The sequence below is a fragment of the uncultured Boseongicola sp. genome (assembly GCF_937988555.1).
In the GTDB taxonomy this organism is placed as follows: Bacteria; Pseudomonadota; Alphaproteobacteria; order Rhodobacterales; family Rhodobacteraceae; genus Boseongicola.
The window spans coordinates 1-3,777 of record NZ_CALJXO010000109.1; the positions used below are offsets into that span (position 1 = coordinate 1).

The window sequence follows — 3,777 nt, forward strand, 5'->3', positions numbered from 1 at the left end:
CTGACGTTTCGTCGACAGCCAAGGCGCGCCAGAAATGGAGAATGCTTCAGAGGGATCTGATGAGTGTCCGCTCTGGGCTCCTTGCTGCCGTTAGCCGCATCGCAGCGATCCTGCCAAACGATCTCGCCCCGACCAACATGAACGGCCCAAACCGGACCTTCACCGCTCCATACAACGCTGCGGTGCAGCTTTCGCATTGCGGCCATTCGTGCATGGCGCAGCATTTTTGTCGGCTAAAACGTCGGTGTGCGGACAGAGCTGACATCAACCAAGCTCGGCTTGATGCGTCTGGTAATAGTTAGAAATCCGCAGTGCGGTCGCCGGAAGAAGCTCAGTGTACAACCCTTATGAACCTTGACCACTGACCCGTAAATTGAGACCAAAGTCCTGGCGAAAGCCATGCACACCTTTGGGGGTGATCCGCGTAACGCCCTCGCAGTGGTCTCGGCGAATCCAATCTCTTACAATGAAGTCCTTCATCAAAGCCGCGCCGACTGCTCCACCCAGATGTGGGGAGTTCTCTACCCAGTCCGGGCAAACGGTAATCAGCCGACGATGCCCATTCCGCAATTTTTCTGGATCAATACCAAAGCCTTCAAGCCAGCGTTCCCCGTCTTTGCTCAGATCAGCCCCATTTGAATCGAGGCTGACGTGGCCCTTTTTGATAAGATCCCCCGCAATGCCGCATCCTAGTTTTCCGGCGACGTGATCCATACATTTTCGCGCGTGAACATGGACGTGATCCCATTTGGGCAGCTCAGGTGATGAACCTTGCGTAATTCGTGCCAAGCTCTCCATGTTTCGGAGTATCTCAGCCACGGCCTCATTTCTTAATTTGAAATACTTTTGCCGCCCTTCCTTTACGAATGTCACGAGCCCTCCCTGAACCAGCTTCGCCAAATGCTCACTGGCAGTACTGTTTGAGACATTCGCAATGATTGCCAACTCACCTGCGCTGATCTGATCGTCCGCTTGCAAGGCGAACAAGATGTTGGCTCGGGCGGAGTCCCCGATAAGTCCAGCAATCTCCGCGATATATCGGTTTCCAATCATATTTCGGTCATAGCCGAAATATATTGCGACTTCAATCGCTACATTGATCTGCGAACAAACGAGGAGACAACTATGTGGTTCGACGATATCGACATCAAAACAGACCACTGCAGGCGTAGTGAAACTTCAGAGCGCACCAGCCAGACACGACCCGAAATCATGCGTGTCCAACGCATTGCGAAACTTAACGAGCGTGAGAACATCGCCGAAATCGCGATCAGAGCTACAACGCAAAAGAAATCAACGAGATTTTCCAATAAACTGCTTGAGAAGCTGACTTTCGGACGGGTGCTGCGACAGATAGGATGAGGTCGCGCTGTGGCATTGAGAACGAATTGCACTGGTAGGTATGGGCTCCTTGCTGCCGTTAGCCGCATCGCAGCGGTCCTGCCAAGCGATCTCGCCCGGACCAACATGAACGGCCCATTGCGGTCACTCGCCGTGACCTCGCCATGCTGCGGTGCGGCCCGCCAAAGCTGCCGTTGGTGCATCGCACAGCATTCAAGCTACTTCGGATGAATGTAACGCTGTTCGGGTATACGCTGATCGAAGCAGCAAAGATAAACAATGTCGATCCGCAAGCCTGGATGCCCGAGGTGCTCGATCCCATCGCAGATCACAAGATCACCCGACTGGACGAACTGGTGCTCTGGCGCTATGCACAGCTTTGAACGCAACAGACATATGCTGAACTGGGCCTGAGCGCCCTCCGCGGACGATGGTGACTCATGAGCAACAAGCCTAAACCAGAAACGCTCGAATTCCACGATTTGGATCTGCCATCTTGGGTGGGTGACGAGTCCGCAGATCGTACAACCCCGTACACCGAGGAACAACTTGATCTCCTTGTCGACGGTACACTGGACGGTATTCGAGATACGGCTTCGTGGCAGAACCTCGTTGGCCAAGAAGGAGAGGATGAGGCCCGCCGCATATTGCGATCGTGCTTAATCATGAAAGACGAAAACGCCAGAAAGCTCTCCAGGCACTAAGCCCAGACCTACCACGATGCGTATGAGCGCACTTCACACGTGCAGAGCTTGAAGATCGAAGGATCGGCCCCAACCGGACTTTCGCCTTTTGCAAGCGTGTGCCGTTCATTGGATCGCCTGGCCTCTTTGTATTTCTCGAGCTTGATGTTTGGACAGGTAGTGGCGGTTTCGTTTAGGTTAGCTCCATAGGGGTCAAGGGGAGCGATGAAGTCATGCAAGCAGACGCGGAAATCCGAGAGGCGCAGGAACGCGCCATGTTGGTCTTTCAACGGCGGCCTGAGATGGCGATGGATACCGTCGCAGCCGTTGCAACCGTCGACTCCGGACTTACATGCACCTTCGTCCAAGGCGAGCATTCAGCCGTCATGGACATGCCCGCGACGGTCGGTGGCAGCGATGACGGGCCGACGCCTGGATTCTTCGCGCGTGCAGCGATCTCAGGCTGTGTCGCTATCGGCATAAAGATGACCGCCGTACGTCTAGGCATTGATTTGCGCTCCGTCAAAGTCGGCCTCGAAATGGACTTCGACAACTCGGCAATCTTCGGAATGGGAGACGCATCTGCCGCGCCCCTCATAACCAGACTTGACGTTGCATTGGAAAGCGATTCCGGGGAAGAGGTGCTGGAGAAGCTGGTTGAAACGGCACTGAAGGCCGATCCGTATTACTTGGCATTGCGTGATCCGCAGCATGTCGAAATCAAGATACGGGTGGTTTAAGACATGGACGCCAAGCTGCAGCTGCGGGTGCAAAGGTACGGTTGGGATGCGGCGGCGCCCTACTATGAGGCCGGGTGGCAGGAGGCCCTTCTCGATGCGCAGCGGACCTTAGTCCGGATGTCCGACTTCGATAGCGGCCAGCGGGTGATTGAAACTGCCTGCGGTTCTGGCCTCGTGACCAGCATGATTAGCGACGCGGTGGGGCTCGAAGGCGAAGTCGTCGCAACCGATCTGTCGCAAGAGATGGTCAACATCACAGATGCGCTGAACTTGGAAAACGTCAGAACTGCCCGGATGGGAGCGGAGGCGCTCGATGTTGAGGACGCCAACTTCGATCGCGCGGTTTGCGCGCTCGGGTTGATGTACAGCCCCGATCCTTCTCGTGCCGTATCCGAGATGTATCGGGCCCTACGACCGGGTGGCAGGGCGACGGCGACCGTTTGGGGAGAGCGCCGCAATTGTGGCTGGGCAGAGGTCTTCCCGATTGTGGACCGGCGGGTGAAATCGGAAGTCTGCCCGATGTTCTTTGCTACAGGCGCGCCGGGAGCGCTGAGGCGCGACTTCGAGCAAGCGGGTTTCGCTGACATTACAGAACATCGGCAGTCAAAGGTTCTTGAGTTCGGCTCCGCACAAGAGCTTCTCGACGCCGTTTTGCTGGGCGGACCCGTTGCGCTAGCTGTAAAACGCTTCGACGATGAAACCTTGCAGCAGGCCGGCGAGGAATTTCTGGATTCCGTGGCCGAATTCCTCAGTCAGGGCGTATATCGTATCCCTGGTGAGTTCGTGACGATATCCGCGCAACGGATGAGCGTTTAGTTTGTCGACCGGGTGAAACCGCACTCCGGCCGCTCTGGGCTCGGTGCCGTTAGCCTCATCGCAGCGATCCTGCCAAACGATCTCGCCCCGACCAACATGAACGGCCCTAACCGGACTTTGGCCGCTCCATACAACGCTGCGGTGCAGCTTTCGCATTGCGGCCATTCGTGCATGGCGCAGCATTTTTGTCGGCTAAA

At 56.0% G+C, this 3,777-nt stretch carries 7 protein-coding genes; 6 read left to right on the forward strand and 1 reads right to left on the reverse strand.

Annotation, left to right across the window (positions count from 1 at the left end; translation table 11 throughout):
* Positions 1–302: hypothetical protein (locus tag Q1B15_RS05900; protein WP_299751534.1), on the forward strand; the 302-nt coding region annotated here is incomplete at its 5' end.
* Positions 303–345: 43 nt separating this feature from the next.
* Here the strand turns inward: Q1B15_RS05900 and Q1B15_RS05905 are convergent.
* Positions 346–1,053, reverse strand: a complete 708-nt coding sequence (locus tag Q1B15_RS05905) for a metalloregulator ArsR/SmtB family transcription factor (RefSeq protein ID WP_299751537.1) — start codon at positions 1,051–1,053, stop codon at positions 346–348.
* 72 nt (positions 1,054–1,125) lie between these two features.
* Between Q1B15_RS05905 and Q1B15_RS05910 the strand changes: the two genes are divergently transcribed.
* From Q1B15_RS05910 to Q1B15_RS05930, 5 genes are all read left to right on the forward strand, one after another.
* Entirely contained in the window at positions 1,126–1,362 is a 237-nt protein-coding gene (locus tag Q1B15_RS05910) for a hypothetical protein (protein ID WP_299751540.1), read from the forward strand.
* Positions 1,363–1,505: 143 nt separating this feature from the next.
* The gene (locus tag Q1B15_RS05915) at positions 1,506–1,724 is read left to right on the forward strand and encodes a transposase domain-containing protein (protein WP_299751543.1); all 219 of its coding nucleotides are present in this window, start codon (positions 1,506–1,508) and stop codon (positions 1,722–1,724) included.
* 533 nt (positions 1,725–2,257) lie between these two features.
* Complete coding sequence (locus Q1B15_RS05920; RefSeq protein ID WP_299751546.1) at positions 2,258–2,764, forward strand: OsmC family protein; 507 nt, start codon at positions 2,258–2,260, stop codon at positions 2,762–2,764.
* Between the two features lie 3 nt (positions 2,765–2,767).
* Positions 2,768–3,580 (forward strand): methyltransferase domain-containing protein, encoded by an 813-nt coding sequence (locus Q1B15_RS05925; RefSeq protein ID WP_299751549.1) that lies wholly within the window; start codon positions 2,768–2,770, stop codon positions 3,578–3,580.
* A gap of 12 nt (positions 3,581–3,592) precedes the next feature.
* Positions 3,593–3,777: hypothetical protein (locus Q1B15_RS05930; protein ID WP_299751552.1), on the forward strand; the 185-nt coding region annotated here is incomplete at its 3' end.

Coding starts and splice junctions, on each gene's coding strand:
- Q1B15_RS05905 (WP_299751537.1), bottom strand. CDS start 1,053: ATGATTGGAAACCGATATATCGCGGAGATTGCTGGACTTATCGGGGAC.
- Q1B15_RS05910 (WP_299751540.1), top strand. CDS start 1,126: ATGTGGTTCGACGATATCGACATCAAAACAGACCACTGCAGGCGTAGT.
- Q1B15_RS05915 (WP_299751543.1), top strand. CDS start 1,506: ATGCTGCGGTGCGGCCCGCCAAAGCTGCCGTTGGTGCATCGCACAGCA.
- Q1B15_RS05920 (WP_299751546.1), top strand. CDS start 2,258: ATGCAAGCAGACGCGGAAATCCGAGAGGCGCAGGAACGCGCCATGTTG.
- Q1B15_RS05925 (WP_299751549.1), top strand. CDS start 2,768: ATGGACGCCAAGCTGCAGCTGCGGGTGCAAAGGTACGGTTGGGATGCG.